This is a genomic window from Phenylobacterium hankyongense (genome assembly GCF_003254505.1).
Taxonomy (GTDB): Bacteria; Pseudomonadota; Alphaproteobacteria; order Caulobacterales; family Caulobacteraceae; genus Phenylobacterium; species Phenylobacterium hankyongense.
Map to the genome: position 1 here is coordinate 1,397,169 of NZ_QFYP01000001.1, position 24,364 is coordinate 1,421,532.

A 24,364-nucleotide genomic window follows, 5' to 3' on the forward strand; every position below is an offset into this window, starting at 1 on the left:
AGGCTGATCCCGGCAGGGGAGGCGCCGATGGCCTACGAAGACGCGCTGTCGGACTACGAGAGGTTCGAGTTCACGGACGGGCCCTATACGCGGCCGGTCTATCGGCGCGGCTCGGGGCCGGCGGTGATCGTCATCCACGAGATGCCGGGGCTGCATCCGAAGGTCGTGCGCTTCGCGGACCGGCTGGCGGCGGCGGGCATGACGGTCTTCTGTCCCAGCCTGTTCGGAAAGCCGGGCCGCCCGGCGGACCATCCCCTGGGCGCGCTCACCATGATCGGCGGCATCTGCATCCGCCGGGAGTTCAACGTCTGGGCCACCGACCAGTCGAGCCCGATCGTAGAGTGGCTGCGCGCGCTGGCCCGCAAGGCCCACGCCGAGTGCGGCGGCCGCGGCGTCGGCGCGGTCGGCATGTGCTTCACGGGCAATTTCGCGCTGGCCATGATGACCGAGCCGGCGGTGGTCGCCCCGGTGGTGTCGCAGCCGTCCCTGCCGCTGGGCGCCAGCCGCGCCGCCGGCCTCGGGGTCTCCCCGGCCGAGGTGGCCTGCGCGCGGCGGCGGTTCGCGCAGGAGGACCTGTCGATGATCGGCCTGCGCTTCCACGGAGACCCGTTCGTGCCGCAGGCGCGCTTCGACACCTACAAACGCGAGTTCGGCGACCGGTTCGAGGCTATCGAGCTCGACCCCAAGGACGCTGCGCCCGGACCGCTCAAGCACCCCCACTCGGTGCTGACCCTCAACCTGGCCCCGGACGGGCCGACCAAGGCCGCCGAGCAGCGGGTGATCCGGTTCTTCCGCGAGCGCACCGGCGCCATCTGAGCAGGCCCGGCCGACCGGGGTGGACTTCCCCAGGCCGGACGCCTAGAAGCCCGCCCTTCCCTGAGGCGGCGCGTCCGATCCGCGTCCCAGGCCACGCGAGCAGTACGATGAAACGTCCCACCCCACATGGCCGCGGCCAGCCCAAAGGCCCCACGCAACGCCAGTTGCGCGCCGGCGAACTGATGCGCCACGCCCTGGTGGAGATCCTGCGCGAGGAGGACGTCACCGACCCGGCCCTGGTCGGCGTCTCGGTGACCATCACCGAGGTGCGGATGAGCCCCGACCTGCGCCACGCCACGGTTTTCGTGGAGCCGCTGGGCGGCGGCCACGCGCCGGAGGTGGTCGACGGGCTGAACCGCCACGCCAAGTTCCTGCGCGGGCGGCTCGGCCGCAATATCGAGATGAAGTTCACGCCGCAGCTGAAGTTCCTGCACGACGAGACCTTCGACGAGGCTCAGCGGATGAGCCGGCTGTTCGACGATCCGCGCGTGCGCCAGGACCTCGAGCCGCACCCGCCCTCGGACGGCTGGAAGGACGAGGACTGATGGCCCGCCGCAGGAAGGGCGACGCCGTCTCCGGCTGGATCTGCCTCGACAAGCCCTACGACCTGACCTCGACCTACGCGGTGAGCCGGGTGCGGCGGGCGTTCAACGCCCAGAAGGCCGGCCACGCCGGCACCCTGGACCCGCTGGCCACCGGCATCCTGCCGATCGCGCTGGGCGAGGCGACCAAGACCGTCCCGTTCCTGATGGACGCCGACAAGGCCTACCGCTTCACCATCGCCTGGGGCCGCACGACCGCCACCTACGACCGCGAGGGCGAGACCATCGCCGCCTCCGACGTGCGCCCGACGGTGGCGGAGGTGGAGGCGGCGCTGCCGCGGTTCGTCGGCGAGATCAGCCAGGTGCCGCCGGCCTATTCGGCCATCAAGGTGGACGGCGAGCGGGCCTATGACCTAGCCCGCGCCGGCGAGGTCGTCGAGCTGAAGGCCCGCACCGTGACCATCCATTCGGCCCGGGTGGCCGGGGCGCCGGACGACGATCACGTGGTCATCGAGATCGAATGCGGCAAGGGCACCTATGTCCGCGCCATCGTCCGCGACCTGGCCGAGACGCTGGGCGCCTGCGGCCACGTGAGCGAGCTGCGCCGCACCCGCGTCGGGGGCTTCACCGAGGATTCTGCGGTGACGCTGGAATTGCTTGAGGATTTAGGGCATAAGGCCCGCCAGTCGGAGGCATTGCTTCCGGTCGAGACCGCGCTGGACGACATCCCGGCGCTGGCCGTGACCGACGAAGACGCCTTCAGACTGAAGCAGGGACGGTCGATCGTTCTCGTTCCCCGACAGGTGGAAGCAGTGAAAGCCAGGCTCAAACCCGGCTCGCGCACCGTTTCCGCCACGTCGGGCGGGACCGTGGTCGCTCTTTGCGAGATGCGCGCGGGCCGGCTCGAACCCTCACGTGTCTTCCATCTTGATAAGAGCGGAGACAAACCCGATGTCGATTACGGCCGAACGCAAGGCTGAAGTGATCAAGTCCCATGCCCGCGGCGAAGCGGACACGGGCAGCGCTGAAGTCCAGGTGGCGATCATGTCCGAACGGATCGCCAACCTGACCGAGCACTTCAAGACCCACAAGAAGGACAACCACTCGCGTCGCGGGCTGCTCAAGCTCGTGTCTGCGCGCCGGTCGCTCCTGGACCACCTGAAGAAGTCGGACACCGACCGCTATCAGAAGCTGATCGAGACCCTCGGCCTGCGCCGCTAGGTCCGATCACAAGGCCGCTCCCCGGTTGAACTGACCGGGCGAGCGGGTCTTAGATTTCTACGTCGCTCCTCCGCAAACAGGCCGGGGGTTTCATGCGGCGCCGGGAGGCTTTCGGAAGCTCCCCATCCACACGCCGAGGGTTCACAGAAATCCTCACCCCGCCTGTTCATTTGGAGAGGATTTCGGAAAGCCGATCCCCTGTCCGCCCCCGCCGGGAATACGCCCGCGGGACAGAAAGAAGCTCAAAAATGTTCGATATCAAACGCAAGACCATCGAGTGGGGCGGCAAGACGCTCACGCTCGAAACCGGCCGCATGGCCCGTCAAGCTGACGGCGCGGTGCTGGCCACCTACGGCGAGACCATGGTGCTGGCCACGGCCGTCTTCGCCAAGAGCGCGAAGCCCGGCCAGGACTTCTTCCCGCTCACCGTCAACTACCAGGAGAAGTTCTACGCCGCGGGCAAGATCCCCGGCTCCTTCCCCCGCCGCGAAGGCGCGCCTTCGCAAAAAGAGACGCTGACCTCGCGCCTGATCGACCGTCCGATCCGGCCGCTGTTCGTCAAGGGCTTCAAGAACGAAGTGCAGGTCGTCTGCACCGTGCTGGCCCACGACCTCGAGAACGATCCCGACATCGTCGCCCTGGTGGCCGCCTCGGCCGCCCTGGTGATCTCCGGCGCTCCCTTCATGGGCCCGATCGCCGGCGCCCGCGTCGGCTTCGTGAACGGGGAGTACATCCTCAACCCGACGCTCGACGAGATGAAGGACAGCCGGATGGACCTGGTGGTCGCCGGCACCGACGACGCCGTGATGATGGTCGAGTCCGAGATCCAGGAGCTGTCGGAAGACGAAGTGCTGAAGGGGGTGATGTTCGCCCACGCCGGCATGCAGCCGGTGATCAACGCGATCATCGAGCTGGCCGAACACTCCGCCAAGGAGCCCTTCGACTTCCAGCCGGAAGACACCGACGCCCTGAAGGCCGAAGTGAAGAAGGCCATCGGCAAGGACCTGACCGCCGCCTACCAGATCATGGGCAAGTCCGAACGCCACGCCGCGCTGTCGGCGGCCAAGGACAAGGCCGTGGGCAAGTTCGCCAAGTCGGACGCCAACCCGGCCGGCATCGACCCGCTGAAGCTGATCAGCGTGTTCAAGGAGCTTGAGGCCGACATCGTCCGCCGCTCGATCCTCGACACCGGCACGCGCATCGACGGCCGCAAGGTCGACCAGGTGCGTCCGATCCTCGGCGAAGTGGGCGTGCTGCCCCGGGCCCACGGCTCGGCGCTGTTCACCCGCGGCGAAACCCAGGCGCTGGTCGTGGCCACGCTGGGCACCGGCGACGACGAGCAGCTGATCGACGCCCTCGAGGGCAAGTACTACGAGAAGTTCATGCTGCACTATAACTTCCCGCCGTTCTCGGTCGGGGAGACGGGCCGCATGGGCGCGCCGGGCCGCCGCGAAGTCGGCCACGGCAAGCTGGCGTGGCGGGCGATCCGTCCGATGCTGCCGTCGGTCGAAGAGTTCCCCTACACGATCCGCCTGGTCTCCGAGATCTTCGAGTCCAACGGCTCGTCCTCGATGGCCTCGGTCTGCGGCTCCTCGCTGGCCCTGATGGATGCGGGCGTGCCCCTGAAGAAGCCGGTCTCCGGCATCGCCATGGGCCTGATCCTGGAGAAGGACGGCTTCGCCGTGCTCTCCGACATCCTGGGCGACGAAGACCACCTGGGCGACATGGACTTCAAGGTCGCCGGCACCGCCGACGGCATCACCTCGCTGCAGATGGACATCAAGATTCCCGGCATCACCGAGGCGATCATGAAGCAGGCCCTGGCTCAGGCTAAGGGCGGCCGCGACCACATCCTCGGCGAGATGAACAAGGCCATGGAGGCGCCGCGCGCCGAACTGGGCGAGCACGCGCCGAAGATCGAGACCATCAAGATCCCGGTCGACAAGATCCGCGAAGTGATCGGCTCGGGCGGCAAGGTGATCCGCGAGATCACCGCCGAGACCGGCGCCAAGATCGATATCGGCGAGGACGGCACGATCAAGATCGCGGCCGCCGAGCAGTCCAAGATCGACGCGGCCAAGGACTGGATCAAGTCGATCGCCTCGGAGCCGGAAGTCGGCCAGATCTACACCGGCAAGGTGGTGAAGATCGTCGACTTCGGCGCGTTCGTGAACTTCTTCGGCGCCAAGGACGGCCTGGTCCACGTCAGCCAGATCTCCGCCGATCGCGTGAACAAGGTCTCCGACGTGCTGCAGGAAGGCCAAGCCGTGAAGGTCAAGCTCCTGGGCTTCGACGACCGCGGCAAGACCCGCCTGTCCATGAAGGTCGTCGACCAGGAAACCGGCGAAGACCTGTCGGCCAAGCAGGACCAGGCGGAGACGGCGGACGCCTAAGCGCGTCCTCCCCATCGTCTGAACGAAACGAGGCGGCCGCAGCGATGCGGCCGCCTTTTTCGTTGGCCGCCGACTGAGGCAGGTATCGGCCGGGACGGCGGACCGTGTTGGCGGGCCCCAGAGGGCTGCTGAGCGGCTTCGGCGATGAAAGCCGGGCTTGGGCCGGCCCGCACAGCAAAAGGCCCGCCTTGCGGCGGGCCTTAAGCGTTGTCGGTGATGTGTCGATCTAGCCGCGCAGCTTGCGGAGCAGGACGTCCACGTCGCGGGCCAGGGCCGGGTCCTCGGCCTTCAGGGACTCGATGCGGCGCACGGCGTGCAGCACCGTGGTGTGGTCGCGTCCGCCGAAGCGGCGGCCGATGTCGGGCAGCGAGCGGGTGGTGATCTGCTTGGCCAGCCACATGGCCACCTGCCGCGGACGCGCCACCGCGCGGGCGCGGCGTTCGGAGATCAGGTCGGCCTGCTTCAGCGCATAGTGCTCGGCGACGGTCTTCTGGATCATGTCCACCGTCACCTTCCGCTCGTTGCAGGACAGGTGGGGCCGCAGGATCGCCTGGGCCTCGTCCAGGGTCAGGCGGGCGAGGTCCGCCCCGACGCGGGCCACCAGGGTGTTCAGGGCCCCTTCCAGCTCGCGCACGCTGTCGGTGAAGCGGTCGGCGAGGAACTGCAGCACCTCGGGGCGGGCGGAGGGCACGAAGCGGCCCTGCTGGGCCAGGGTGGCCAGCTTGCGCTCCAGGATGCCCAGCCGCAGGGCGCGGTCGGCCGGCTCGATGCCGCAGACCAGGCCGGCCTGCAGGTGCGAGCGCAGGCGCGGCTCCATCTCCGACAGTTCGGTGGGCGAGCGGTCGGCGGTCATCACCACCCGGCGGCCGTCCTCGACCAGGGCGATCAGGGTGTGGAACAGCTCCTCCTGGGTCGACGGCTTGCCGGCCACGAAGTGGACGTCGTCGATCAACAGCAGGTCGGCGTTGCGCAACTCGTCCTTGAAGGCGGCGGTCTGCTTGTCCTGGATGGCCTTGACGAAGGTCGAGGTGAACCGCTCGGCGGAGAGGTAGACCACCCGCTTGGAGGGCTCGTTGCGCATGGCCTCCCAGGCCAGCGCGTTCAGCAGGTGGGTCTTTCCGAAGCCGTAGGGGCCGTGGAACAGCACCGGGTTGAAATGGCCGTCGGCCCAGGTGGCCACGCGACGGGCCACGGCGAAGGCGAACTCGTTGGCCGGGCCGGCGACGAAGCTCTCGAACGAGAACCGTTCCTGGAGGCCCTGGAGGCGGCCCTGGCGGGCGGCGACCGGCGGCACGACGTCGGTGGCCTCGATCTCGAAGATGGCGGGCGCAATGGCGGCGCTGGCGGTCTTGGCGGCCACCGGCATCGCCGTGGCGGCCGCGGGGACGACCACGCCGGAGTCGAACTCCATGCGCGACTTCAGGTCGAGCCGGCGGCCCAGCGGATCGTTCTGCGCCCAAAGCTCGCCGATACGACGCCACGCATGCCGACGAATCCAGTCGCACGCCACCCCTGTGGCGGCCACCAGGCACACGTCGTCGCCGGTCTCGCGCAGGGACGCCTGACCCAGCCAGGAGCCGAACGTCGCCTCGCCCAATTCACGTTTCAGAACCTGGCACGTCTTCGTCCAGACCGCCCCCGCCGGCGCCTCAGGCATAGCTTCCGCAGCCCCCCCGCTCATCATTCCTCGTTCTACCCCGCCCTCTCAGCCACGGCCCCGCGCCACGACCGGCCTTTACTCAATGAACACAAGATCTTACCCGGCGAATGCATGAGCTCCGCCGGCGTCCCGTTTGTCCGGGATCAGATGGAAGACGCCTGTAAGATCGCTGAGACTAGTCGGGGGCCCCCGAGGGTCAACGGGGATTCTTAGCGACCTCGGCGGATATTTTCGTTGACTTGCGCTGACCCCCTCTACCGCCAAGGGAAACGCCCAATACTCGGTCAGTCCGCTGAGTAGATTCGCCGCACAGGTCGCGGGAAGGCTGGGTTTCGGGCATGCAAAAGCAGCGCCCGAAAGGACGCTGCTGCGCTGGAAATTCCGGTAGGGAGGCAGGGGAAGCGGGCGGCCCGCAACCCCGGCCGATCGGCCTCAGGCGGCCGAGAGCTTCTTCAGCTGGGCGGCAAGGCGCGAGACCTTCCGCGAGCCGGTGTTCTTGTGGACCACGCCCTTGGTGACGGCGCGCATCAGTTCCGACTGCGCCTTCACGAAGGCGGCCTTGGCGGCGGTGGCGTCGCCCGAAGTGACCGCTTCCTCGAACTTGCGCAGGAAGGTCCGCACGCGCGAGCGGCGGGCGGTGTTGACTTCGGTGCGGCGGGCGATCTTGCGGACCGCCTTCTTGGCGCCGGGCGTGTTGGCCATTCTAGAACTCTCAAAACGGTTCGCGCCCGGCGAACCGGGCGGGCAAAATTGGAGGCGCGGATATACGGGAGCGGGGCCGGCGGGTCAATGCCGTGGGGTGTTTTCACCCCACCACTTTAAGTCGGGGCCGGTTCGAGGGACGAACGCAGGCTTTCCTACCGCCCCTTGAAGTGCGGCTTCCGCTTTTCGACGAAGGCGGCCATGCCCTCCTTCTGGTCCTCGAAGGCGAACAGCGAGTGGAACAGCCGGCGCTCCATGGCCACGCCGGTCGACAGCGTGGTCTCGTAGGCCGCCTCCACCAGCTCCTTGTTCATCATCACCGCCAGCGGCGACTGGCCGGCGATCTTCCTCGCCGCCGCGAGCGCCTCCTCGATCAGCTTGTCGGCGGCCACCACGCGGGAGACCAGGCCGGCCCGCTCGGCCTCGGCGGCGTCCATCATCCGGCCGGTGAGGATCATCTCCATGGCCTTGGACTTGCCGACGAAGCGGGTCAGCCGCTGGGTGCCGCCGATGCCGGGCATGACGCCGAGGTTGATCTCCGGCTGGCCGAACTTGGCGGTGTCGGCGGCGATGATGAAGTCGCAGAGCATCGCCAGCTCGCAGCCGCCGCCCAGGGCGTAGCCGGCGACCGCGGCGATGATCGGCTTGCGGAACTGCTCGATCCGCCGCGCGCCCTTCGTGAAGAAGTCGGCCGCGAACATCTCGGCGTAGGTCTTGTCGGACATCTCCTTGATGTCGGCGCCGGCGGCGAAGGCGCGCTCGGAGCCGGTGAGCACCAGGCAGCGCACGGCGTCGTCGGCTTCCGCCGCGTCGAGGGCCTGCGACAGCTCCTCCAGCAGTCGGCTGTTCAGCGCGTTGAGCGCGTCGGGCCGGTTCAGGCGGATGAGGGTGACGCCGGCGGCGTCGGCCGGGGTCTCGACGATCAGGGTCTCATAGCTCATGACCGGGTCCTTGCGAGGTTCTCGGCGCCTTACGGCCCCTGGACGGAATAGCCAAGCGCGCGCAGGCGGGCGGGCAGGCCGTCCTTGCCCACCAGGTGGCCGACGCCGACGATCACAACCGTGCGGCCCTTGCCCTTCAGCCGTTGGTCCAGCACCGCGGCCCAGCGGGCGTTGCGGTCGGTGACCACCCGCCGGAACAGCTCCGGCGAGGCTTTCCGCAGGGGCGCCAGCGCCTCGCGGTCGAGGGCGCGGACGTCGCCGGCCATCCAGGCGCGCACCAGGACGGCGAACTCGTCGGGCTTGTCCTCCATCTCCTGCAGGGTCTGGCGCAGGGAGGCGACCTGGTCGGAGAACGGCGCATCGGCGAAGAAGGAGAGCTGCTCGGCCGGGGTCTCGAAGGCCCGCAGCTGGGCGGACGGCGGGGCGGCGGCGGCTACCGACTTCTCGACCCCGTCGGCGCCCTGCGCGCCGTACTTGCGATAGGCCGCGCCGGCCAGGGCGATCTCCGCCAGCCAGGGCCGCAGGTGGTCGAGCACCTCGGGCGAGGCGTGGTAGGTCTGCGCCACCCGCAGCAGCTGGGCCGAGGTCTTGGCGTCGAGCAGCTTGAACAGCGACTGGTCCGGCGGCAGCATGCCGACCTCGCCGGCCAGCCGACCGGTCTCGGCCTCGGTCGCCGGGTCGATCGGCAGCTCGAACCAGAGGTCGTCGGCGCCCTTCAGCGCCCGGGTCAGCGCCGGCGGGCGCCAGGCGAGGCCGGGTGGCAGGACATGCACCGAGCCGAACAGCACGAGCTCGGAATCCTTGTCCTTCACCACCCAGACCGGCGGTTCGGCCTGGGCGGCGCTGGCGGCGGCCAGGGCGGCGAACAGCGCCGCCAGACCGGCTCTGAACAGCGTCCGCGCGTTCATCGCTGGCACACCGGGCAGTAGAAGGTTGACCGGCCCGCCTGCAGCTTGCGGTGGATGACGCCGTCGCAGCCGTCGTTCGGGCAGGGCCGGCCCTCGCGGTCGTAGACCCGGAAGCGGTGCTGGAAATAACCCAGGGCGCCGTCGGCCTGGGCGTAGTCGCGAAGGGTCGAGCCGCCGGCGGCGATGGCCTCGCCCAGCACCTCGCGGATGGCGGCCAGCAGCGGCGGCAGGCGGGTGGCGGCGATCTTGCCGGCCGGCTTGAACGGCGAGATCCGCGCCCGGTGCAGGGCCTCGCAGACGTAGATGTTGCCGAGGCCGGCGACGACCTTCTGGTCGAGCAGCAGGGTCTTGGGCCCCTGTTTGCGCCCCGCGAAGGCCGCCTTCAGGTGGGCGGCGTCGAAGGCGTCCGACAGCGGCTCGGGCCCGAGGCCCGCGAACCAGGGGTGCAGCTGCAGGGTCGCGGTGTTGACCAGCGCCATGTAGCCGAACCGCCGCGGGTCGTAATAGGTCACCCGCGCCCCGGCCTCGGTCTCGAACACCACATGGGCGTGCTTAGGGTCCGGATCGGGCGCGTAGTGGAACTCGCCCGGCCGCACGGCGCCTTCGGGCCGGGCGATCTCGAAGCGGCCGCTCATGCCCAGGTGCATCACCAGGGTGTCCTCCCGGTCGAGGCGGGCCAGCAGGTATTTGGCGCGCCGGGTCAGGGAGACGATAGTGGCCCCGGTCAGCTGCTGGACGAAGTTCTGCGGCAGCGGGAAGCGCAGGTCGGGCCGGCGGGCCTCCACGCGGGCCAGCCTGTGGCCCTCCAGGACCGGCGCCAGGCCGCCGCGCACCGTCTCCACCTCAGGCAATTCGGGCATGAAGGTGCAGTCGCATGCTCCGCGCGGCGCGCCAAGGCCTTGGACGCCATGCGCGGGGAGGCTAAGAGCGTGCGCATGACCGGACCTGCCGCCACCTTCGGCTTCCGCGACGTGGACCCCGAGGCGAAGCCCGGCCTCGTGCGCGGCGTCTTCGATCGCGTGGCCCGCCGCTACGACCTGATGAACGACCTGATGAGCGGGGGCGTGCACCGGCTCTGGAAGGACGCCGTCGCCGCGCGCCTGAACCCGCAGCCCGGCGAGACCATCGTCGACTGCGCCGGCGGCACCGGCGACATGGCCCGGCGCTTCGCCAAGATGGCGCGGCGCGCCCAGCTGCGGCGGGGCGGGTCGGACGCCAGGATCTTCGTGGTCGACTACAACGCCGAGATGATCGGCGCCGGCCGCGCCAAGGGCTCGGAGCCGGAGATCGCCTGGGCGGTCGGCGACGCCCAGCGGCTGCCGCTGCCGGACGCCTGCGCGGACGCCTATGTGATCGCGTTCGGCATCCGCAACGTCACCGACATCTCCGCGGCGCTGCGCGAGGCCCGCCGGGTGCTGAAGCCGGGCGGCCGGTTCCTCTGCCTGGAATTCTCGCGCCCGGTCACCGAGCCGCTGCAGAAGGCCTACGACGCCTATTCCTTCAAGGTGATCCCGGAGATCGGCGCCCGCTTCGCCGGCGACCGCGAGGCCTACCAGTACCTGGTGGAGAGCATCCGCCGCTTCCCCGACCAGCGCCGGTTCGCGGCGATGATCGGCGAGGCCGGTTTCGCGCGCGTCGACTACACCAACTTCACCGGCGGCGTGGCGGCCCTGCACACCGCGCGCGTGGTCTAGGCCATGAGCGGCGGCCGATGACGGGCGTGGGGGCGTTCGGCCGGCTAGTCGGGGCGGGCTGGACCCTGGTCCGCAACGACGCCCTGATGCCGCGCGAGCTCGACCCGCTCTATTCGTCCGGGGTGCGGACCCTGTCGAAGGCCCTGCGGCTGTTCGCCGGCCGCCAGGCGCGGATGGGCCGTCCGGGCGAGCGGCTGGCGCGATCGCTGGAGAGCCTCGGGCCGGTGGCGATCAAGCTCGGCCAGCTGCTGTCGACCCGCGCCGACATCTTCGGCCGCGAGTTCGCCGAGGACCTGTCGCGGCTGAAGGACCGGCTGGAGCCCTTCCCGACCTCAGTGGCCAAGGCCGAGGTGGAATACGCCCTCAACCGGCCGATCGGCAGCCTGTTCGCCAGCTTCGGCGACCCGGTGGCGGCGGCGTCGCTGGCCCAGGCGCACGAGGCGGTGCTGCTGGACGGCCGCAGGGTGGCGGTGAAGGTGCTGCGCCCGGCCATCGCGCGGCGGGTGATGGACGATTCCGAGGTGCTGGCGCTGGCCGCGCGGCTGGTGGAGCGCTGGGCGCCGGCCGCCCGGCGGCTGGAGCCGCGGGGCTTCGCCGCCACGGTGATCCGCGCCACCGAGCTGGAGCTCGACCTGCGGCTCGAGGCCGCCGGCGCCGACGAGCTCGGCGAGGTGATGGCCAAGGACGGCTACATGCGCGCGCCGGTCGTGGTCTGGGAAGGGGTCGGCAAGCGGGTGCTGACCATGGAGTGGGCGCAGGGCTGGCCGCTGTCGGAGGCCGCCGCCCTGACCCAGCCCAACCTCGACCGCAAGCAGCTGGCCGACAACCTGATCCGCGCATTCCTGGCCCAGGCCCTGGACCACGGCGTGTTCCACGCCGACCTGCACGAGGGCAACCTGTTCGCCGCTGCGCCGGCCCAGCTCACCGCCGTGGACTTCGGGATCATCGGCCGTCTGGGCCCGCCGGAGCGCCGCTACCTGGCGGAGATCCTCTGGGGCTTCCTGGAGCGCGACTACGAGCGGGTGGCGCGGGTGCACTTCGAGGCCGGCTACGTGCCGCGCCACCACAGCGTCTCGGCCTTCGCCCAGGCGCTCAGGGCGGTGGGCGAGCCGGTGTTCGGCCGCGCGGCCAGCCAGGTGCCGATGAGCCGGGTGCTGACCCAGCTGTTCGAGATCACCGCCCTGTTCGAGATGCGGCTGCGGCCGGAGCTCGTCCTGCTGCAGAAGACCATGATGACCGTCGAGGGCGTGGCGCGGCGGATCTATCCCGACCACGACATCTGGTCGGCCGCCGATCCGGTGGTGCGTCGGTTCATGGCCCGCGAGTTGTCCCCCGCCACCCGCATCCGGCGCCTGGCCGGCGAGGCGGAGCTCGCCATCCGCAACATCGCCCGGCTGGTCGAGCACCCGCCGACCTCGGCCACCGTGCAGATCACCGACCCGAGGCGCGAGCAGACCGCGCTCTTGTGGTTCGCCATCGGCGCCCTGGCCTCCGGCCTGGCCTTCCTGGCGGCCCTGCTGCTGCGCTAGCCGCGGCCGCCTACGCCTCGTCGTCGGGCTTGGACGTGCGGCGGCCGGCGCTGGCGGTCTGGCGCTTGGCCTCGCGGTCCTTCTGCACCTGCCAGTAGCTGGCGCCGTCGTCCGGCTTGAACATGGTGCGCGGCGCGCCGTCCTTGTTGGCCACGGCGAAGACGTTGCCCTTGGGGTCGTAGAACAGCATGTCGCCGTTGGCCCGGGTCAGCGTCTGGGTGCCGGCCGGCGGGTGCTCCACGAAGGCGTGGGCCTTCTTCACGTACTGGTCCAGCGAGCGCGCGCCGAAGGTCTCGCCGTTGCGCTCGAAGGCGTGCTGGGCGCTCTCGTCGGCCGAGTAGCGGCGGCTCGCCGCCCACACCGGCTTGCCGTCCAGCATCTGCACGGGGTCCTTGCGGTGATCGACCCGCGGCGCATCCGCGGACGCGCCGCCCGCCACGTCGCGGGGCGCGTCGTTGGTCGCCATCTGCGTGCCGGCCGCCTGCTTGCCGGCCACCGCCGAAGGGCCGTTGTCGCAGCCGCTGACCAGCAGCGCCGCCGCGGAAATCCCCAACGCCATCGAAAGCGCCGTCCTCAACCCAGCCATCTTCATCTCCCTCTGAACAGGCTTAGCCGGAACAAATAAAGAACAAAGATTTCTGGGGCTGTCGAGTCCCTTTTTCGGGGACGCCGATACCCGTCCGCGCCGAACAAACAAAGAACAACCGTCGCCGTTTGTCCAGAGGCCGCTCTTGCCCTAAATCGGAGCCTCCTGTTCCCGGAGGCTGAACGCCTTGGCCGAAAAGCGGATTCTCCTGATCGTCGGCGGCGGGATCGCAGCCTACAAGGCGCTCGAGCTCACCCGCCTGCTGCGCAAGGCCGCCATCGCCGTGCGACCGATCCTCACCCAGGCGGGGGCGGAATTCGTCACCGCCCTGTCGGTGTCGGCGCTGGCGGAGGACAAGGTCTACGCCGAGCTGTTCTCGCTGACCGACGAGGCGGAGATGGGCCATATCGAGCTCTCCCGCTCGGCCGACCTGATCGTCGTCGCGCCGGCGACCGCGGACCTGATGGCCAAGGCGGCGGGCGGCCTCGCCAACGACCTGGCCTCCACCACCCTGCTCGCCACCGACACCCCGGTGCTGATGGCCCCGGCGATGAACGTGCGGATGTGGGAGCACCCGGCGACGCAGCGGAACCTCGCCACGCTCAAGGCCGACGGCGTGATGTTCGTGGGGCCCGACGAGGGCGCCATGGCCTGCGGCGAGTTCGGGCCCGGGCGCATGGCCGAGCCGGCGGCGATCTTCGAGGCGATCCAGGCGGCGCTGGCCGGGCCGGCCTCGAAGCCGCTGGCCGGCAAGCGGGCCATCGTCACGGCGGGACCCACCGTCGAGCCGATCGACCCGGTGCGGGTGATCGCCAACCGCTCCTCGGGCAAGCAGGGCTACGCCATCGCCGCGGCCCTGGAGGCCCTGGGCGCCGACGTGGTGCTGGTCAGCGGGCCCACCGCGCTCACCGCTCCGGCCGGCGTGCGGCGGGTGTCGGTGGAGACCGCCCACGAGATGCTGATGGCCTGCGAGGCCGCGCTGCCGGCCGACGTCGCCGTCTGCGTGGCCGCGGTCGCCGACTGGCGGCCGGCCAGCGTCGGCGAGACCAAGCTCAAGAAGGGGGCCGGCGGTCCGCCGACGCTGACCCTGGTGGAGAACCCCGACATCCTGGCGACGCTCTCCAAGGACCAGCGCCGGCCGCGGCTGGTGGTGGGCTTCGCCGCCGAGACCCACGACGTGGAGGTCCACGCCCGGGCCAAGCTGCAGACCAAGGGCTGCGACTGGATCGTCGCCAACGACGTCAGCGTCGCGGGCACGATGGGCGGCGACGACAATGCGGTGGCTATCGTCACCCACGCCGGAATCGAGCGATGGGAGCGGATGAGCAAGGGCGAGGTCGCCCGCCGGCTCGCCGCCCGTATCGCCGAGGAACTGCCGTGAGCCCGACCATCCCCATCATCCGCCTGCCGCACGCCGAGGGCCTGCCGCTGCCGGCCTACGAGACCGCCCACGCCGCCGGCATGGACCTGCGCGCCGCGGTGCCGGAGGGCGAGCCGCTGACCCTGCGGCCCGGGTCGCGGCACCCGGTGCCGACCGGCCTGGCCTTCGCCCTGCCGGAAGGCTTCGAGGGCCAGGTGCGGCCGCGTTCGGGGCTGGCGGCCAAGCATGGCGTCACCTGCCTGAATTCGCCCGGCACCATCGACGCCGACTACCGCGGCGAGGTGAAGGTGATCCTCGTCAACCACGGCGAGGAGGACTTCGTGATCCGCCGCGGCGAGCGAATCGGCCAACTGGTGATCGCCCCGGTGGTCCAGGGCGTCTGGCAGGAGGTCGAGAGCCTCGACGACACCGCCCGCGGCGCCGGCGGCTTCGGGTCCACGGGGCGCTAGGATGACCGACACGCCCAAGCGCCGCCTGCCGCTGCGCTGGCTGACGCTGGCCGAGCTGGTGGGCGTGGTGGCGGTGGTGATCGCCGGCCTCGGCTACTGGGACACCCACCGCGAGCGGGCGCAGGAGGCGCACGACCGCGCGGTCTCCGAACGCGAGCGCCGCGCCGAGGCGCAGCAGGGCGCGCTGAAGCGGACCTTCCTGATGACCGGAACGCCCGACGGCGCGGGCGAGCGCATCCGCCTCGCCCCGGCCCATCCCGAGCAGGTGATCCAGACCCAGGCGGTGGTCTTCCCCTCCGCGATGCGCGGCGATCCGGTGCAGACCACCGGCAATCCGCGCATCGAGCGGGGCTGGTTCGAGGGCGGACTGAAGAAGGCCGAGCGCGACCGCAAGCACGACGGCAAGGCCGGGGACCAGGGCCGGCTGCCGGTCGGCCTGGTCACCACCTACATCGAGGACGGTCAGACCCGGACCGACCGCTCGGTCTACCTCCTGGGCTACAGCCTGCACGACCGCTTCCTGCGCGGCGCCCGGGTCGAGCTCGACGGCCTGTCGCTCGCCCGCCGCGGGGTGTCCGGCGACGTCCAGGCCGAGGTCGACGGACTGTGGACGAAGTCGGCGCCGGCCGGCTGATGGTCAGGCGCGCTTGGCGGACTTGGTCCGGCGGTCGCTGGGCTTCGGCGCCGGCGGATGGTCGAGCAGCTGCAAGAGCTGGGTGTCCCAGCCGTAGATGTCCGGCCTGAAGGCGATGCGGCCGCCCTCCGGGAAGGCGGTGCGATACATCAGCCGCACCGCCACCGGATGGCTCAGCTTGACGTGCACGGTCTCGCCCGAGGCCAGCACCTCGTCCACGCGGCCGGCCGACCAGCCGGGCTGCGTCGACAGCAGCAGCTTGGCGAAATCCACCGCCCGCTCCAGCCGCACGCAGCCATGGCTCACCGCCCGCTGGGTCTTGGCGAAGGCGGCCTTCGACGGGGTGTCGTGCAGGTAGACGGCGTAGGGATTGTCGAACTCGAACTTCACCAGGCCGAGCGCGCTGTCGGCGCTGGGCTCCTGCACCAGGCGCGGGCCGCCCGCACCCTCCTTGGTGGTGAAGCCCTTGCGCTCCAGGTAGCCGGGATCGGCGGCCTCCTTGGGCAGCAGCTCCTTGGTCGCGATGGTCTCGGGCACGTTCCACGGCGGGTTCAGCACGATGCCGTCGACCGCCGAGCGCAGCATCGGGGTCTCGTCGCCGGGCTTGCCGGAGGCGGCCAGCATGTGGGTGGTCAGCCGGTTGTCGACGAAATAGTCCATGGTCGCGGCGGCGGTGTTGACGTCGATGCGGGTGGCCGGCTGGACCCGCGGCAGCCAGCGCAGGCGCTCCAGGTTCGCGCGGATCTGGGCGGCGCGGGCCTGGGCGGGGACGTTCAGTTCCTGCGTCGTGGCCGCGTCGACGACGCCGGTGGGCGCGAGGCCATGGGCGGTCTGGAAGCGGCCCACCGCGCCGGCCAGGGCGGCGTCGTACGGGGCGTCTGCGGGGCCGGCCGCGCCGGGGTCCTCCGCCCCCAGCCGCTGGCGGAGCGCCAGGACGCGCGGGCCGTGCGCGCCGAGTTTCAGCGCGCCGCCTGCGGGAACCGCCGGCCACCCGCCGGCCGTGCTGAGCTTCAGATAGGCGACATAGGCCTGCTGCAGCGCCTGGTAGTCAGGCGAGGGCGGCGGCAGGTCGGCCAGCCAGGCTTTGAACGTCCCGGCCTTCAGCGCCTGGAACAGCGCGGCCTCGGCGTCGTAGGGCTCGGGCTTCAGGCCCCAGTCGGCCGGCAGGGCGCTGTGCGGGATGCGCAGGCCATGCTCGGCGCCGGCGTAAGCGATCAGGGCGGCCTGCAGCCGCCGCGAGCCTTCCGCCTGTTCCGCGGCCTTGGGGGAGTTGATCAGCTCGCCGATCCCGCGCTCGCCGAACGCGCCGGGCGCGAAGCCCTGCTCCGGGGCGCGGTCGAGCACTGCCAGGGCGTCCTTGACCTCGCCGCGGCTCAGCGCGGTCGGACCGCCGGGCTTCTGGCAGCCGGAGAGGACCAGGGCGCCCAGCACCGCCGGCGCCACGGCGGACAGCATGAGGAGGCGGCGCCGGACGTTGAACGGGCGCGGAAAGGCGTCAAAAGCTAGGGTCATGCCTACCCAACGCGCGAAACCGGCGACGGTTGAGCTTGGGGCTAACGCATCATCTCCGGCGGCGTGAAGCCGCGGACGTTCTCGTCGATGGCCTGGGCGAGCGCCAGGGTGCGCGCGTCGCCGGCCAGGGGGCCGATCAGCTGGGCGCCGACCGGCATCCCGGTCTGCGAGATCCCGGCGGGAACCACGGTGGCGGGCAGGCCGAGCGCGGTGGCCAGCGCGATCCAGTTCAGCATCGAATTGTAGGGGATGGTCTGGCCGTTGGAGCAGAGGAGCTTGCGCTTCTCGAACGGCCGGTGGTTGTGCGGGAAGGCCACCACCGGGGAGATCGGCGCGAGGATGACGTCGAAGCGGCCGAACAGCTCGCCGATCTGGTGGCGCAAGCGGGCGCGGACGGCGTCGGCGGCCATCCACTCGCGGTGGGTGGCGGTGTAGGCAAGGATCATCGCCGAGCGCGACAGCGGGTCCGCGCCGCGCTTCATGGCCCAGCGGGCCGGCCCGCGCATCAGCTCCATGCCGCGCACCACCCTCGGCGGCAGGTCCTCGCCCAGGATGCCGCCGAGCAGGGTGTGGTAGGCGCCGACCAGGACCGGCATGTCGAGCGGGCTGGGGATCGGGGTCACCTCCGCGCCGGCGTGGGCGAGGTCGGCGGCGAAGGCCTCGAGGACGGCGCGCACCTCGGCGTCGAGCGCGAAGGAGGGCTCGTCGAGCCAGAGCGCGATGCGCGCGCCCTTCAGATCGGCGGGCGGCGCCTTGGGCGCCAGCGGCCCGTTCTGCATCACCGCCAGCAACAGCCGCAGGTCGCGGGCCGAGCGGGCGAGCGGCCCGACCACGTTCAGGTCCCGCTCCACCCAGGAGCCGGGCCGCGGCGGCACGTGGCCGTGCTGGGTCACCAGGCCCCAGGTGGGCTTGTGCGAGAAGACCCCGCAGAAGTTGGCCGGGACCCGCAGGGAGCCGCCGATGTCGGAGCCGATCTCCAGCGCGGTGACGCCGGCGGCCAGCGCCGCGGCCGCCCCGCCGGAGGAGCCGCCGGGCGTGCGTTCCAGGTCCCAGGGGTTGTTGGTGGTCCCGTAAAGGCTGTTGAAGCTCTGCCAGTCGCCGGCCAGCACCGGCACGTTGGTCTTGCCCCAGATCACCGCGCCGGCCGCGCGCGTATGGGCCACCACCACGGCGTCCTCCGCCTTGCGCCGGCGGTAGGTCTCGAGGCCCGAGGTGGCGGGCATCCCGATCACGTCGAAGGTGTCCTTGACGGTCATCGGCAGGCCGGCGAGCGGGCCCAGCGGCATGTCCTTGGCGCGCGCGTCGTCGATGGCCCGGGCCCGCTCCAGCGCCCGCTCCAGGTCGATGGCGACCACCGCGTTGAGCTGGCCGTGGGTCTGCTCGTGCCGCGCCAGCGCCGCCTTCAGCAGCTCGACGGCGGAGACGCGGTTGCCCGCCAGCGCCGCCAGCTGGCCGGTCGCATCGAGCTTGAGCACCTCGGCCATGGCTATGGCTATCCCTTGAAGCCCAGGACGTCCTGCATGTCGTATTCCCCGGCCGGGCGTCCGGCCACCCAGCGCGCGGCGGCCACCGCGCCGCGGGCGAACAGGCCGCGGTCGCGGGCGGAGTGCGAGAGGGTCAGGATCTCGTCGTCGGCGGCGAAGGTGACGCTGTGCTCGCCGATGATCCCGCCGCCGCGCAGGACCGAGAAGCCGATCTCGCCGGCCGGCCGCGGGCCGGTGATCCCGTCGCGCACCCGCTGGGCGACGGCGGCCAGCTCCACCTCACGGCCGCGGGCCGCGGCCTCGCCCAGCATCAGGGCGGTGCCGGAGGGCGCGTCGACCTTGCGGCGGTGGTGGGCCTCGAAGACCTCGATGTCGTAGGCCTCGGCCGGCAGGGCGCGGGCCGCCTGCTGCACGAGGCCCATCAGCATGTTGACGCCCAGGGAGAAGTTGCCGGCCCGGACGATGGCGATCGTCTGGCCGGCCTTGGCGATCGCCGCCAGCTGGGCGGCGTCGAAGCCGGTGGCGCCGATCACCAGGGCGGGCCCGCCGGCCTGCGCGCAGGCGGCGGCCAGGGCGGCCGAGGCGGCCGGGGCGGTGAAGTCGATGACCACGTCGGCGGCGGCCAGGGCCTGCGCCTGGGAGGTCAGTCCCTCCGCCTCCGACCGGCCGAAGCGCGCGACGAGCTGCAGCCCGTCCTGCGCCTGGACGGCGGCGGTCACCGCCTGGCCCATGCGTCCGAGGGCGCCGGCGACGGCGATCTTGATAGGGGAGGACAGGGCGCGATCTCCGGGCGAACGAGCGGAGCGCTAGTCTCCCGAGCGGGGCCGCCGGGTCAATGGGGGTCCTCCGATCCTTCTGCGGACCGGAGGACGGCCGGCGGTCAGGCCGGTTCGGCCTGGGTCATGGCGCTGAGCCGCTCCCAGGCGGTGGCGGCGACGCTCGGCCGCTGGGCCATGCGCGCCAGCCAGTCCAGCAGCGGCGAGCCGGCGGCGATCTCCGCGCCCTCGGGCGACAGCGGCAGCATCTCCAGGTGGGGGAAGGCCATGATGTCGGCCAGCGAGACCGCGTCGCCGGCGAAATAGGCGTTGTCGCCGAGGATCTCCTCCAGCGCCGCCACGCAGGTCCGCGACATCGGGATGGCCGCGGTGATCGCCTCCTCGTCCACGGGCATGCCGAAGATCGGCGCCACCAGCCGGTTCCAGCTGATCCCGCCGCTGATCGACTTGGAGACGTAGCAGTCGACGATCCCCATCACCTGGTTCATCCGCGCCGCGGCGCGGGGGGCGGTCGGGGTCAGGGCGGGCCCATCGAACACCTGGTCGACGTAGCGGATGATCGCCTGGCTCTCGTAGAGCTGGAAGTCGCCGTGCTCCATGGCGGGCATGCGGGCGAACGGATGGCGGGCCAGGTGTTCAGGCGTTCGCCCGCTCCCCATTTGCATCGCCGCGAGGCGCCAGGGCGCGCCCTTCTCCTCGCAGGCCATCAGCGGCATGCGCACATAGGGGCTTCCGGGGATGCCGTGGATGGTGAGGGTCGACATGGGATGATCTCCGTCCGGTTGTGATCAGGCTTCGGCCGCGGCCTGGAAGCTTTCGAGGATTTTGCCCCAGCCGCCGTCCATGGAGACGCGGGTCTCGTCCGCCTGCGTGCTGCCGCCGAAGCGCTCGAGGTCGCGGTGTTCGAAATCGACGCGGGTTTCGCCGTCGCCGACCGCGGTGAAGCGCACCTCGACCTCCGTCAGCAGGGCCGGGTCGTAGGTCCACTCGCCGTTGATCCGCCAGGCCAGCACCAGCCGGGACGGCGGCTCCCAGGCCAGGACGTCGCCCCAGAGGTCCTCGGTCCCCGCTTCCGACAGCCCGTACCAGCGGCCGCCGACCCGCGGCTCGATCACCGCCGTCTTCAGCGGCGACTTGCCGATGGTGTGGCTCTTCGGCCACCAGCGGTCGAACCCGTCGGTGAACACCGCGAACGCCTTCTCGGGCGTGGCGCGGACCGTCAGCGTCTTGCGGATGGCGGCGGGTTGGATGACCTGGTTCACGTCTTCGGCTCCTCGTCTTCGTTGCGTTCCACTTCGGCCTGGAAGGCCGCCAGCGCCTGGTCCCAGAACCGGTCGAGCCAGGCCCGCAGCTGACCCAGGCCCTGGGGATCGATCTGGTAGACGCGGCGGGCGCCCTCGGCGCGGTCGCTCACCAGCCCGGCCTCCTTCAGCACCTTGAGGTGTTGCGACACCGCCGGGCGGCTGACCGGCAGGTCCTGCGCCAGGTCCCCCACCGCGCGCGGCCCCTGGGCGAGGCGCTCGAACACCGCCCGGCGCGTGGGATCGGCAAGCGCGGCAAAGGCATTCGTGTTAGCCATGACTTACCGTAAGCCGTAACTTACAGACGAGTCAATGGCCTCGGCGCGACATTGGATTGCTGAACAGGCGACAACAAAATCGGTCGGCAGGCGTTCAGCTGCACGGTGGCATCGTGCGCGTTGTCCCTGGGGCGGCTTTCTGAAGAGGTGAAGCATGAAGCGTATGGTGATCTCCCTGGCCGCAGTTTCCGCGGTGCTGGCTTGCGCGCCGATCGCGGCCCAGGCCGCGCCCTGGCAGTCGATCAATCAACGGCAGGCCAACCTGGAGAGTCGCATCGACCAGGGCGTTCGCAGCGGATCGCTCACCCGGCCCGAGGCGGTGCGGTTGCGCCAGGAATTCCGCGCGCTGAACCGGCTGGAGGCGCAGTACCGGCGCTCCGGCGGGCGGCTGGACGCCCGCGAGCGGGCCGACCTCGACCGCCGGTTCGACCGGTTGAGCGCCGAGGTGCGGATGCAGAAGCACGACATGCAGAACCGCTGACAAAAAGGGGGGCGGCCTGGGCCGCCCCCTGTCCCTCGCTCCGCGCCGGCGAACCGGCTGGCGAAGCCCCTACTTCTTGATCATCGACTTCAGTTCGGCCTGCGTGGCGTTGATGGTCGCCGATCCGCCCTGCACGCCAAGGCGCGTGGTGTCGACGGCAAAGGTGTCGGAGCCCATCTTGATGGTGGCCACCTGCTGGCCGGAGGCGTCGGCCTTCACCTCGGTCACCTGGCCGATCGGGGCGCCGGTCTTGTCTTTAACGGTCATGCCGGTGGTGACGCTGGCGTTGGAGCCCGAGACGTCGGCGCCGGCCGCGCCGCCTGCCGACGAGCTCATTCCGCCTGCCGCGCCGGTCGATGAACTCATCCCGCCGGCGGCGCCCGTCGATGAACTCGCTCCGGGCGAGGTGGAGGTGGTCGAGCCGGTCGTGCCGCTTGCGCCGGTCGATGCGGGCGGCCGGGTGGCGGACGATGACGAAGGGTACTGTTGCGCCAGGGATGGCGCGGCGACCGCCAGGGCCGCGACGAGCGCGGCGTAGGGAAGAACTTTCGACATAGGGGTGCTCCCGTTACGCCCCTCCACCCGCACGAAGAACCGGCCGATCGTTCGTTCAGTTCCAAACCTGAAATATTGCATGCAAGCCGGCGGACCCGTTCTCCGGCAGAGGTTGTTTCGCCCGTCGCGCCTCTGTAGGTTGCCGCCTTCTCATCGCCACCCTCGTCTGAAGGACCCGCCGCCGTATGAACGACGCCGAGAAGCGCACCTTCACCGACGAGGAGGCGCTCAGCTTCCACAGGTACCCGACACCCGGGAAGATCGCGATCACCGCGACCAAGCCGATGGCGACGCAGCGGGACCTCAGCCTCGCCTATTCGCCCGGCGTCGCGGTGCCGGTGCTGAAGATCGCCGAGGATCCGGAGGCGGCCTACGACTACACGTCGAAGGGCAACCTGGTGGCGGTGATCTCCAACGGCACCGCCATCCTCGGCCTCGGCAATCTCGGCGCGCTGGCCTCCAAGCCGGTGATGGAAGGCAAGGGCGTGCTCTTCAAGCGCTTCGCCGACGTGGACGCCATCGACATCGAGGTCTCGGCCACCGATCCCGACGAGATCATCACCGTGGTCAAGAACATCGGCGTGACCTTCGGGGGCATCAACCTCGAGGACATCAAGAGCCCCGAGTGCTTCCGCATCGAGACCGAGCTGCAGGAACTGCTCGACATCCCGGTCTTCCACGACGACCAGCACGGCACCGCGATCATCTCGGCCGCCGGGCTGATCAACGCCTGCGCCATCACCGGCCGCGACCTGAAGGACGTCAAGGTGGTGCTGAACGGCCCGGGCGCGGCGGGCATCGCCACGCTGGAGCTGATCAAGGCGATGGGCGTGTCGCCGCAGAACGTCATCGCCGTCGACCGCAAGGGCGTGCTCTGGCGCGGCCGTCCGGAAGACATGAACCAGTGGAAGTCGGCCCACGCCATCGAAACCGACAAACGCACGCTGGCCGAGGCGCTGGAAGGCGCCGACGTCTTCATCGGCCTGTCGGTGAAGGGCGCGCTGACCGCCGAGCTGGTGCAGACCATGGCGCCGAAGCCGATCATCTTCGCCATGGCCAACCCGGACCCGGAGATCACTCCGGAAGAGGTCTATTCGGTCCGCCCCGACGCCATCGTCGCCACCGGCCGCAGCGACTATCCGAACCAGGTCAACAACGTCCTGGGCTTCCCCTACATCTTCCGCGGCGCGCTCGACGTGCGCGCCCGGCGGGTGAACATGGAGATGAAGATCGCATGCGCCAACGCCCTGGCGCAGCTGGCCCGCGAGGACGTGCCCGACGAGGTCGCCGCCGCCTACCACGGCCTGCAGCTGAAGTTCGGGCCCGAGTACATCATCCCGACGCCCTTCGACCCGCGCCTGCTCTGGTACATCCCGCCCTTCGTCGCCCAGGCGGCGATGGACACCGGCGTCGCCCGCAAGCCGATCGAGGACATGGACGCCTATCGCGCCAGCCTCGCCCAGCGCCTCGATCCCACCGCGGCCTTCCTCCAGAAGCTGCAGGGCGTGGTGCTGTCGGGCCCGCGCAAGCGCATCGTCTTCGCCGAAGGCGAGGAGCCGAGCGTGATCCGCGCCGCCTACGCCTTCCAGAGCGCCGGCCTCGGCGACGCCGTGCTGGTCGGCCGCGAGGACCTGGTGCACGCCAACATGCGGGCGGTCGGCCTCGATCCCGTCGAGGCCAAGCTGGAGATCATCAACGCCCGGCTGTCGGACCGGAACCCCGAGTTCGTCGACTACCTCTACGAGCGCCTGCAGCGGGAAGGCTACCTGCGCCGCGACGTGCAGCGGCTGATCAACCAGGACCGCAACGCGTTCGGCGCGGCGATGGTGGCGCTGGGGCACGCCGACGGCATGGTCACCGGCGTCACCCGTTCCTTCGACCAGGTGCTGGAGGAGGTGCTGCGGGTGATCGATCCGGCCGACGACGGCCGGATCATCGGCATGAGCGTGGTGCTGGCCAAGGGCCGGACCCTGTTCATCGCCGACACCAACGTCACCGAGATGCCCGAAGCCGAGGACCTGGTGGAGATCGCCGTCGAGGCGGCGCGCGCCGTGCTCACCCTGGGCTACAAGCCGCGGGTCGCCTTCATGAGCTATTCCACCTTCGGCAACCCGATGGGCGTCCGCTCGGAGAAGGTGCGCGAGGCCGTGGCCATGCTCGACGAGATGGACGTCGACTTCGAGTACGAGGGCGAGATGCCGCCGGAGCTGGCGCTCGATCCCAGCAAGCGGGTCAACTATCCGTTCATGCGCCTGTCGGGGCCGGCCAACGTGCTGATCATGCCGGCCATCCACTCCGCCGCGATCTCCACCCAGCTGATCGAGGTCCTGGGCGGGGCGACGGTGATCGGCCCGATCCTGCTGGGCCTGTCGAAGGCGGTGCAGATCACCCCGCTGTCGGCCTCGGTGTCGCGGATCCTGCAGATGGCCACCGTGGCGGCCTACGACCGGCCGCTGGTGGAGATCGAGGGCTGATCCTCCCGGCGTGATCCCCGACGGCCGCTGACGGGCTTCCGGGATGA

The 24,364-nt window shown here is 70.7% G+C and carries 25 protein-coding genes; 12 read left to right on the top strand and 13 right to left on the bottom strand.

Going from position 1 to position 24,364, the window contains the following annotated elements; all coding sequences use genetic code 11:
• Nucleotides 1-27: 27 nt before the first annotated feature.
• The 5 genes from DJ021_RS06750 to pnp all read left to right on the top strand — a co-directional run bounded on the left by DJ021_RS06750 (nt 28) and on the right by pnp (nt 4,972).
• Nucleotides 28-816 (top strand): dienelactone hydrolase family protein, encoded by a 789-nt coding sequence (locus tag DJ021_RS06750; RefSeq protein ID WP_111456813.1) that lies wholly within the window; start codon nt 28-30, stop codon nt 814-816.
• Between the two features lie 107 nt (nt 817-923).
• Entirely contained in the window at nt 924-1,361 is a 438-nt protein-coding gene (rbfA, locus tag DJ021_RS06755) for a 30S ribosome-binding factor RbfA (protein WP_111456814.1), read from the top strand.
• Nucleotides 1,361-2,338, top strand: a complete 978-nt coding sequence (gene truB, locus DJ021_RS06760) for a tRNA pseudouridine(55) synthase TruB (RefSeq protein WP_111456815.1) — start codon at nt 1,361-1,363, stop codon at nt 2,336-2,338. Before rbfA ends, truB begins: the two co-directional genes overlap by 1 nt.
• A complete protein-coding gene (gene rpsO / locus DJ021_RS06765; protein WP_111456816.1) occupies nt 2,310-2,579 on the top strand; it encodes a 30S ribosomal protein S15 in 270 nt (89 codons plus the stop codon). The genes truB and rpsO overlap by 29 nt, the downstream gene beginning before the upstream one ends.
• Nucleotides 2,580-2,827: 248 nt before the next feature.
• Nucleotides 2,828-4,972 (top strand): polyribonucleotide nucleotidyltransferase, encoded by a 2,145-nt coding sequence (gene pnp / locus DJ021_RS06770; RefSeq protein WP_111456817.1) that lies wholly within the window; start codon nt 2,828-2,830, stop codon nt 4,970-4,972.
• Between the two features lie 226 nt (nt 4,973-5,198).
• On the opposite strand, the gene dnaA is transcribed toward pnp, so the two are convergent.
• The 5 genes from dnaA to mutM all read right to left on the bottom strand — a co-directional run bounded on the left by dnaA (nt 5,199) and on the right by mutM (nt 10,043).
• Nucleotides 5,199-6,656, bottom strand: a complete 1,458-nt coding sequence (dnaA, locus tag DJ021_RS06775; protein WP_111456818.1) for a chromosomal replication initiator protein DnaA — start codon at nt 6,654-6,656, stop codon at nt 5,199-5,201.
• Nucleotides 6,657-7,064: 408 nt separating this feature from the next.
• Nucleotides 7,065-7,334, bottom strand: a complete 270-nt coding sequence (gene rpsT, locus DJ021_RS06780) for a 30S ribosomal protein S20 (protein WP_111456819.1) — start codon at nt 7,332-7,334, stop codon at nt 7,065-7,067.
• A 155-nt stretch (nt 7,335-7,489) separates the two neighbouring features.
• The gene (locus tag DJ021_RS06785; RefSeq protein WP_111456820.1) at nt 7,490-8,275 is read right to left on the bottom strand and encodes an enoyl-CoA hydratase; all 786 of its coding nucleotides are present in this window, start codon (nt 8,273-8,275) and stop codon (nt 7,490-7,492) included.
• Nucleotides 8,276-8,304: 29 nt separating this feature from the next.
• Nucleotides 8,305-9,183 (bottom strand): TraB/GumN family protein, encoded by an 879-nt coding sequence (locus tag DJ021_RS06790; protein ID WP_111456821.1) that lies wholly within the window; start codon nt 9,181-9,183, stop codon nt 8,305-8,307.
• Nucleotides 9,180-10,043 carry a bifunctional DNA-formamidopyrimidine glycosylase/DNA-(apurinic or apyrimidinic site) lyase gene (mutM, locus tag DJ021_RS06795; RefSeq protein WP_111456822.1) on the bottom strand — a complete coding sequence of 288 codons (864 nt, stop codon included), beginning with the start codon at nt 10,041-10,043 and terminating at the stop codon, nt 9,180-9,182. Before mutM ends, DJ021_RS06790 begins: the two co-directional genes overlap by 4 nt.
• A 75-nt stretch (nt 10,044-10,118) precedes the next feature.
• On the opposite strand from mutM, the gene DJ021_RS06800 reads away from it, so the two are divergent.
• Both DJ021_RS06800 and ubiB read left to right on the top strand, forming a co-directional pair.
• Nucleotides 10,119-10,877, top strand: a complete 759-nt coding sequence (locus DJ021_RS06800; protein WP_111456823.1) for a class I SAM-dependent methyltransferase — start codon at nt 10,119-10,121, stop codon at nt 10,875-10,877.
• A 17-nt stretch (nt 10,878-10,894) separates the two neighbouring features.
• Nucleotides 10,895-12,406 (top strand): 2-polyprenylphenol 6-hydroxylase, encoded by a 1,512-nt coding sequence (gene ubiB / locus DJ021_RS06805; RefSeq protein ID WP_111456824.1) that lies wholly within the window; start codon nt 10,895-10,897, stop codon nt 12,404-12,406.
• Nucleotides 12,407-12,416: 10 nt separating this feature from the next.
• On the opposite strand, the gene DJ021_RS06810 is transcribed toward ubiB, so the two are convergent.
• Nucleotides 12,417-12,992, bottom strand: a complete 576-nt coding sequence (locus tag DJ021_RS06810) for a hypothetical protein (protein ID WP_111459010.1) — start codon at nt 12,990-12,992, stop codon at nt 12,417-12,419.
• A 187-nt stretch (nt 12,993-13,179) separates the two neighbouring features.
• On the opposite strand from DJ021_RS06810, the gene coaBC reads away from it, so the two are divergent.
• The 3 genes from coaBC to DJ021_RS06825 are packed head-to-tail and all read left to right on the top strand — an operon-like array spanning nt 13,180 to nt 15,456.
• The gene (gene coaBC, locus DJ021_RS06815; protein ID WP_165837131.1) at nt 13,180-14,373 is read left to right on the top strand and encodes a bifunctional phosphopantothenoylcysteine decarboxylase/phosphopantothenate--cysteine ligase CoaBC; all 1,194 of its coding nucleotides are present in this window, start codon (nt 13,180-13,182) and stop codon (nt 14,371-14,373) included.
• Nucleotides 14,370-14,822, top strand: a complete 453-nt coding sequence (gene dut / locus DJ021_RS06820) for a dUTP diphosphatase (RefSeq protein ID WP_243625918.1) — start codon at nt 14,370-14,372, stop codon at nt 14,820-14,822. The genes coaBC and dut overlap by 4 nt, the downstream gene beginning before the upstream one ends.
• A gap of 1 nt (nt 14,823) precedes the next feature.
• Nucleotides 14,824-15,456 carry a hypothetical protein gene (locus tag DJ021_RS06825; RefSeq protein ID WP_111456827.1) on the top strand — a complete coding sequence of 211 codons (633 nt, stop codon included), beginning with the start codon at nt 14,824-14,826 and terminating at the stop codon, nt 15,454-15,456.
• A 3-nt stretch (nt 15,457-15,459) separates the two neighbouring features.
• Here the strand turns inward: DJ021_RS06825 and DJ021_RS06830 are convergent, their stop codons facing one another.
• From DJ021_RS06830 to DJ021_RS06855, 6 genes are all read right to left on the bottom strand, one after another.
• Entirely contained in the window at nt 15,460-16,968 is a 1,509-nt protein-coding gene (locus tag DJ021_RS06830) for a L,D-transpeptidase family protein (protein WP_111456828.1), read from the bottom strand.
• A gap of 41 nt (nt 16,969-17,009) precedes the next feature.
• Complete coding sequence (locus DJ021_RS06835; protein WP_111456829.1) at nt 17,010-18,452, bottom strand: amidase family protein; 1,443 nt, start codon at nt 18,450-18,452, stop codon at nt 17,010-17,012.
• An 8-nt stretch (nt 18,453-18,460) separates the two neighbouring features.
• Nucleotides 18,461-19,228 (bottom strand): 4-hydroxy-tetrahydrodipicolinate reductase, encoded by a 768-nt coding sequence (gene dapB, locus DJ021_RS06840; RefSeq protein WP_111456830.1) that lies wholly within the window; start codon nt 19,226-19,228, stop codon nt 18,461-18,463.
• Between the two features lie 104 nt (nt 19,229-19,332).
• On the bottom strand, nt 19,333-19,992 hold the full coding sequence (locus DJ021_RS06845) for a glutathione S-transferase family protein (protein WP_111456831.1): 660 nt from the start codon (nt 19,990-19,992) through the stop codon (nt 19,333-19,335).
• Between the two features lie 24 nt (nt 19,993-20,016).
• Complete coding sequence (locus DJ021_RS06850; RefSeq protein WP_111456832.1) at nt 20,017-20,490, bottom strand: SRPBCC family protein; 474 nt, start codon at nt 20,488-20,490, stop codon at nt 20,017-20,019.
• On the bottom strand, nt 20,487-20,807 hold the full coding sequence (locus DJ021_RS06855; RefSeq protein ID WP_111456833.1) for an ArsR/SmtB family transcription factor: 321 nt from the start codon (nt 20,805-20,807) through the stop codon (nt 20,487-20,489). The genes DJ021_RS06850 and DJ021_RS06855 overlap by 4 nt, the downstream gene beginning before the upstream one ends.
• A 154-nt stretch (nt 20,808-20,961) precedes the next feature.
• On the opposite strand from DJ021_RS06855, the gene DJ021_RS06860 reads away from it, so the two are divergent.
• Nucleotides 20,962-21,288, top strand: coding sequence for a hypothetical protein (locus tag DJ021_RS06860; protein ID WP_111456834.1), 327 nt, complete (start codon nt 20,962-20,964; stop codon nt 21,286-21,288).
• Between the two features lie 69 nt (nt 21,289-21,357).
• On the opposite strand, the gene DJ021_RS18660 is transcribed toward DJ021_RS06860, so the two are convergent.
• A complete protein-coding gene (locus DJ021_RS18660; RefSeq protein ID WP_133254957.1) occupies nt 21,358-21,843 on the bottom strand; it encodes a hypothetical protein in 486 nt (161 codons plus the stop codon).
• Nucleotides 21,844-22,028: 185 nt separating this feature from the next.
• Between DJ021_RS18660 and DJ021_RS06875 the strand changes: the two genes are divergently transcribed.
• Nucleotides 22,029-24,317, top strand: coding sequence for an NADP-dependent malic enzyme (locus tag DJ021_RS06875; RefSeq protein WP_111456837.1), 2,289 nt, complete (start codon nt 22,029-22,031; stop codon nt 24,315-24,317).
• Nucleotides 24,318-24,364: the final 47 nt, after the last annotated feature.

Coding starts and splice junctions, on each gene's coding strand:
- rpsO (WP_111456816.1), top strand. CDS start 2,310: ATGTCGATTACGGCCGAACGCAAGGCTGAAGTGATCAAGTCCCATGCC.
- rbfA (WP_111456814.1), top strand. CDS start 924: ATGAAACGTCCCACCCCACATGGCCGCGGCCAGCCCAAAGGCCCCACG.
- ubiB (WP_111456824.1), top strand. CDS start 10,895: ATGACGGGCGTGGGGGCGTTCGGCCGGCTAGTCGGGGCGGGCTGGACC.
- DJ021_RS06750 (WP_111456813.1), top strand. CDS start 28: ATGGCCTACGAAGACGCGCTGTCGGACTACGAGAGGTTCGAGTTCACG.
- DJ021_RS06785 (WP_111456820.1), bottom strand. CDS start 8,275: ATGAGCTATGAGACCCTGATCGTCGAGACCCCGGCCGACGCCGCCGGC.
- DJ021_RS06855 (WP_111456833.1), bottom strand. CDS start 20,807: ATGGCTAACACGAATGCCTTTGCCGCGCTTGCCGATCCCACGCGCCGG.
- pnp (WP_111456817.1), top strand. CDS start 2,828: ATGTTCGATATCAAACGCAAGACCATCGAGTGGGGCGGCAAGACGCTC.
- DJ021_RS06810 (WP_111459010.1), bottom strand. CDS start 12,992: ATGGCTGGGTTGAGGACGGCGCTTTCGATGGCGTTGGGGATTTCCGCG.
- dnaA (WP_111456818.1), bottom strand. CDS start 6,656: ATGATGAGCGGGGGGGCTGCGGAAGCTATGCCTGAGGCGCCGGCGGGG.
- DJ021_RS18660 (WP_133254957.1), bottom strand. CDS start 21,843: ATGTCGAAAGTTCTTCCCTACGCCGCGCTCGTCGCGGCCCTGGCGGTC.
- DJ021_RS06860 (WP_111456834.1), top strand. CDS start 20,962: ATGAAGCGTATGGTGATCTCCCTGGCCGCAGTTTCCGCGGTGCTGGCT.
- DJ021_RS06800 (WP_111456823.1), top strand. CDS start 10,119: ATGACCGGACCTGCCGCCACCTTCGGCTTCCGCGACGTGGACCCCGAG.
- DJ021_RS06835 (WP_111456829.1), bottom strand. CDS start 18,452: ATGGCCGAGGTGCTCAAGCTCGATGCGACCGGCCAGCTGGCGGCGCTG.
- DJ021_RS06830 (WP_111456828.1), bottom strand. CDS start 16,968: ATGACCCTAGCTTTTGACGCCTTTCCGCGCCCGTTCAACGTCCGGCGC.
- DJ021_RS06875 (WP_111456837.1), top strand. CDS start 22,029: ATGAACGACGCCGAGAAGCGCACCTTCACCGACGAGGAGGCGCTCAGC.
- DJ021_RS06845 (WP_111456831.1), bottom strand. CDS start 19,992: ATGTCGACCCTCACCATCCACGGCATCCCCGGAAGCCCCTATGTGCGC.
- mutM (WP_111456822.1), bottom strand. CDS start 10,043: ATGCCCGAATTGCCTGAGGTGGAGACGGTGCGCGGCGGCCTGGCGCCG.
- DJ021_RS06790 (WP_111456821.1), bottom strand. CDS start 9,183: ATGAACGCGCGGACGCTGTTCAGAGCCGGTCTGGCGGCGCTGTTCGCC.
- rpsT (WP_111456819.1), bottom strand. CDS start 7,334: ATGGCCAACACGCCCGGCGCCAAGAAGGCGGTCCGCAAGATCGCCCGC.
- truB (WP_111456815.1), top strand. CDS start 1,361: ATGGCCCGCCGCAGGAAGGGCGACGCCGTCTCCGGCTGGATCTGCCTC.
- DJ021_RS06825 (WP_111456827.1), top strand. CDS start 14,824: ATGACCGACACGCCCAAGCGCCGCCTGCCGCTGCGCTGGCTGACGCTG.